This is a genomic window from Neisseria sp. P0022.S010 (genome assembly GCF_051956635.1).
The window spans coordinates 1-4,571 of record NZ_JBQCXF010000234.1; the positions used below are offsets into that span (position 1 = coordinate 1).

Genomic DNA, 4,571 nt, shown 5'->3' on the forward strand with positions numbered 1-4,571 from the left:
GCGATATTCTGGAAACATTTTGTTTTCCTCTCTTGTTAATTAAATAAAAAAGTACTGCCGGTCAAAAACTAGGACGAATCAATCTTTAGCTTCATTATAACAAACACGGGCGTTTTATCCAGTCTTTTTTAAGTCGAAACTGTTTTACATCAAAATTAATAATATCAACATAAGTTAGCGCCAAAATAGAAAGAAACGGCTTTATAGACGGCTTACCGACTTGGGCATACAATCGGGCTTATGCGTTTACACAATGGCCGAACCACCCTATTCCGTCATATCAACGGCATGGACGGACAATTTATCCTGCTTGAAAACCATCCTTCATGGATGCCGGTCAATGATGCCGATTTCAACCATGCTGCCCCCCTGCCCGACGGTTTGGCCGTGCACGAAGAATCATTTTATCCATTTGAAAAAATAAATGCTGCAGAATCGGCAGACAATATCAAAATCTTCAGTGAAGAAGCCCTACGGCTGGAGAAAGAACGCTTAAATGCGGTAGCCTTGGTAGAACTGGCAAAAAATCTTAAAGCCGCCCAAGCAGAAGCCGATTTAGCCGCGCTTCTGGAAAAAATGGATTTTCATTTAAAACAAGATGATATTTTCAAATAAACCCTTCAATCTCAGTCCGTCTGAAACCAAGCACCCGACACAATTGTTGACAATGCAAGAAAAATAGTTCATCTTGAACCAATTCGCAGCACTCCATCCCATATTTTCAGCCCATCACAAAGGAATCGAGAACATGTTTTCAAAAAGCGTTACCCTCGCACAATATGACCCCGATTTGGCAGCAGCCATCGCCCAAGAAGACAAGCGCCAGCAAGACCACGTCGAGCTGATCGCCTCTGAAAACTACGTCAGCTGTGCCGTTATGGAAGCCCAAGGTTCGCAATTGACCAACAAATACGCTGAAGGCTATCCTGGCAAACGCTACTACGGTGGCTGCGAATACGTTGATATTGTCGAACAATTGGCGATTGACCGCGCTAAAGAATTGTTTGGCGCAGAATATGTCAACGTCCAACCACACTCCGGCTCGCAAGCCAACCAAGCCGTATATGCTTCAGTTTTGAAACCGGGCGACACCATTTTGGGCATGTCTCTGGCACACGGCGGCCACTTGACCCACGGCGCAAGCGTCAATATTTCCGGCAAACTCTACAACGCCATTACATATGGTTTGGATGAAAACGAAGTTCTCGATTATGCCGAAGTAGAACGCTTGGCTCTTGAACACAAACCCAAAATGATTGTGGCCGGCGCATCTGCCTACGCGTTGCAAATCGACTGGGCAAAATTCCGCGAAATCGCCGATAAAGTCGGTGCATACCTCTTTGTCGACATGGCGCACTATGCCGGTCTGATTGCCGGCGGCGAATATCCTAACCCAGTGCCATTCTGCGACTTCGTGACCACCACCACCCACAAAACCCTACGCGGCCCTCGTGGCGGTGTGATTTTGTGCCGTGACAATACCCACGAAAAAGCGCTGAACTCTTCCATCTTCCCAAGCCTGCAAGGCGGCCCGTTGATGCACGTTATCGCTGCCAAAGCCGTAGCATTTAAAGAAGCGTTGCAGCCTGAGTTCAAACAATACGCAAAACAAGTGAAAATCAATGCTGCCGCCATGGCGGAAGAGTTGGTTAAACGCGGTTTGCGCATCGTTTCCGGCCGTACTGAAAGCCACGTTTTCCTCGTTGACCTGCAACCGATGAAAATCACCGGCAAAGCCGCCGAAGCCGCTTTGGGCAAAGCTCATATCACCGTCAACAAAAACGCCATCCCGAATGATCCGGAAAAACCATTCGTTACCTCCGGCATCCGCATCGGCTCCGCCGCCATGACCACACGCGGCTTTAACGAAGCCGACGCGCGCGTATTGGCGAACTTGGTTGCCGACGTATTGGCCAACCCTGAGGACGAAGCCAACCTCACCAAAGTCCGCGAACAAGTGACTGCTTTGTGCGATAAATATCCGGTTTACGGCGCATAAGCATTTCTGACTTGGATAAAATAACAGGCCGTCTGAAACTTCAGACGGCCTTTTTTTATTGCAACTTTCTTTTAAATTTCAAAACTGTTTGTTTCGCTGACTTTGCGTATCATGCCTGCCGCGACAGTATGGTTGGTGGCTTCGTCAATCAAAATAAACGCGCCTTGTGCATGGTTGTCTTCGTATGCAGCAGCAGCGAGCGGCTGTTGGGTTTTGAAGCTGACGCTGCCGATGTCGTTGAGCTTGAGCGTTTCGGCGGATTCGACGCGGCTGAGGGTGTTCACGTCCCAAACATAGGCAATTTCACTGATTTTTACGGGTATGGTTTGGGTCGTGTGTTTCAGCAAATATTTGCGGCGCAGATTGAGCGGAATATCGTCAAACCAGCAAAGTGCAGCTTGAAATTGTTGCTCGGGAACAATGGCGCTGTCGGCTGAAACAATGCTGTTGCCGCGTGAAATATCAATATCGGTATCCAAAACGACAGTCAACACTTCCCCTGCCTCGGCAGATTCAGTTTTACCGTTGGCATTGTAGATTTCGGCAACTTTGGCAACATGGCCGCTGGGCAGGACTTTAACTTCATCGCCCACTTTCAGACGGCCTGCTTCCAATCTGCCTTGATAGCCGCGGAAGTCGTCACTGCTGCTGCCGTCTTGGCGCGCCACGCGTTGTACGGGAAAGTGCGCGGCTTGGTCGGCGGCATTTTGACGGTTGACAGGCAGGCTTTCAAGCAAAGGCAAAAGCGGCAAACCTTGATACCACGGAGTTTGGCTGCTGGCATTGACGATATTGTCGCCTTTTAAGGCGCTGATGGGCAGGAAGTGGATTTGTGCTTTGAGGCCGATTTGTTCCGCCAGTTTGCGGTAGGCTTCGGTAATGGCTTGATATTTGACTTCGTCAAAGTCGAGCAGGTCGAGTTTGTTGACGGCGACGATGATGTTGGGGCAGCCCAAGAGTTTCAGAATCGCACTGTGGCGTTTGGTCTGCGGCAGAAGGACAGGTTCGTTGCCTGAAAAATCGACGCGTGTAGCATCAACCAAAACAATAGCAGCATCGGCAGTCGATGCGCCGGTAACCATATTACGCGTGTATTGCTCATGTCCCGGCGTATCGGCAATGATGAATTTGCGTTTGGGCGTGGCGAAATAACGGTAGGCCACGTCAATGGTAATGCCTTGTTCGCGCTCGGCGGCAAGGCCGTCTGTCAGGCTGGCGAAGTCGGGCGTTTCGCCGTTTTCAGCAGCGCGGTTGAGCTTGTCAAGCTGGTCGGTCAGTAAGGTTTTGCTGTCGTAGAGCAGGCGGCCGATGAGGGTGGATTTGCCGTCATCGACACTGCCGGCGGTAATGAAGCGTAAAAGCGGAGCGGAAGCTGCAGTCATGATTCTTTCCCATTTCTCGTGATTTCTCAAACTGACTGCTACTTTAAACAGGCCGTCTGAAAATGGGAAAGAATGTTTGGTTGTTAAAAAAGCTGTTTTCGTTATATCGCGAAGCTATGGGATATTGCCTCACGCCATCTGTTTTCTCCGGGTCGCCAACCAACATACAATCGACCCTAAGCACACCATTCCCGCCCCCTGCCAAAACGTCATGGACAAAGGCGCGCTAATCAAAAATGATGACACTACCGCAGACAATACCGGAATGAAATAAGATGCGCCTGCCAATACGGTCAGGTTGCCGCGTGAAATACCGATATTCCACACTGCATAGCCCAAACCCATGCAAGCTGCAGCGGCAACGGCATAGCCGAGCGATACGGAATCAAAACTCAACGTATCCGCGCCGCTGAGAAAATACTCTATCCACAATAGTATCGACACCAGTGCAAAGAAGAAGCCGACGCTGCTGCCTTCTGCTTTCACGCGCGCCGTCAGCGTACAATATGCCGCCCAAAACACCGCATCCGCAAATGCCATGATGTAGCCGCCGGGATTGGTGCGGACATTGTGGTAGATGCCGGAAATCGACAAGCCGACATCGCCGCCCAATACAGTGGCAATCCCTAAAAACGACAGCACAAAGCCGATGACTATCCACCATTTTGACGGCTGTTTGTTGAAATATACCGCTCCGACGATGGTAAACGTCGGCCACAAATAATTGACCATGCCGATTTCCACCGCCTGTCTCGCGTTTTGCGCGAAACCGACCGACAGCGACAAACACAGTTCGCAGCCGACAAAAAACACACTCGCCCAAAACAGATAGCTGCGGTTGTAATTGCGCAAATGCGGCCGGCCGAAAATCAGCCAAATCAATACGGTGGACAGGGTGTACATCATTGCCGCGCCGCCCACTGCCCCCATATGCAGGCTCAAAGAGCGTATCAGAGAAATGACAAAGCTCCACAAAGCAACGGCAAGCAGCCCGATGGCAGTGGCTTGTTTGGATGAAATATTTTGAGATAAGAAATGAATCATGGCGTATGTGTTGAAGATGTTATTAGGTTTATCGTAGTTTGAATATATCGTTTCTACATTAATTATTTTAACGGTTTCAAGGCCGTCTGAAAATGATTGTTTCAGACGGCCTTCTATTTGCAATTAGTCCTAAACATGACTATAAT

The 4,571-nt window shown here is 49.4% G+C and carries 4 protein-coding genes; 2 read left to right on the plus strand and 2 right to left on the minus strand.

Annotation, left to right across the window (positions count from 1 at the left end; all coding sequences use genetic code 11):
- Positions 1–240 precede the first annotated feature (240 nt).
- Together ACTHUT_RS14335 and glyA are read left to right on the plus strand one after the other, a co-directional pair.
- A complete protein-coding gene (locus ACTHUT_RS14335; protein ID WP_003746286.1) occupies positions 241–615 on the plus strand; it encodes a hypothetical protein in 375 nt (124 codons plus the stop codon).
- A 133-nt stretch (positions 616–748) separates the two neighbouring features.
- Positions 749–1,999 (plus strand): serine hydroxymethyltransferase, encoded by a 1,251-nt coding sequence (gene glyA, locus ACTHUT_RS14340; RefSeq protein WP_440418941.1) that lies wholly within the window; start codon positions 749–751, stop codon positions 1,997–1,999.
- Between the two features lie 71 nt (positions 2,000–2,070).
- On the opposite strand, the gene ACTHUT_RS14345 is transcribed toward glyA, so the two are convergent.
- Together ACTHUT_RS14345 and yddG are read right to left on the minus strand one after the other, a co-directional pair.
- Positions 2,071–3,381, minus strand: a complete 1,311-nt coding sequence (locus tag ACTHUT_RS14345) for a sulfate adenylyltransferase subunit 1 (protein ID WP_440418942.1) — start codon at positions 3,379–3,381, stop codon at positions 2,071–2,073.
- A 129-nt stretch (positions 3,382–3,510) separates the two neighbouring features.
- On the minus strand, positions 3,511–4,425 hold the full coding sequence (yddG, locus tag ACTHUT_RS14350; RefSeq protein WP_070646442.1) for an aromatic amino acid DMT transporter YddG: 915 nt from the start codon (positions 4,423–4,425) through the stop codon (positions 3,511–3,513).
- Positions 4,426–4,571: the final 146 nt, after the last annotated feature.

Excerpts from the sequence above, each read along its gene's own strand:
- ACTHUT_RS14335 (WP_003746286.1), top strand. The coding sequence starts at position 241 with ATGCGTTTACACAATGGCCGAACCACCCTATTCCGTCATATCAACGGC.
- yddG (WP_070646442.1), bottom strand. The coding sequence starts at position 4,425 with ATGATTCATTTCTTATCTCAAAATATTTCATCCAAACAAGCCACTGCC.
- ACTHUT_RS14345 (WP_440418942.1), bottom strand. The coding sequence starts at position 3,381 with ATGACTGCAGCTTCCGCTCCGCTTTTACGCTTCATTACCGCCGGCAGT.
- glyA (WP_440418941.1), top strand. The coding sequence starts at position 749 with ATGTTTTCAAAAAGCGTTACCCTCGCACAATATGACCCCGATTTGGCA.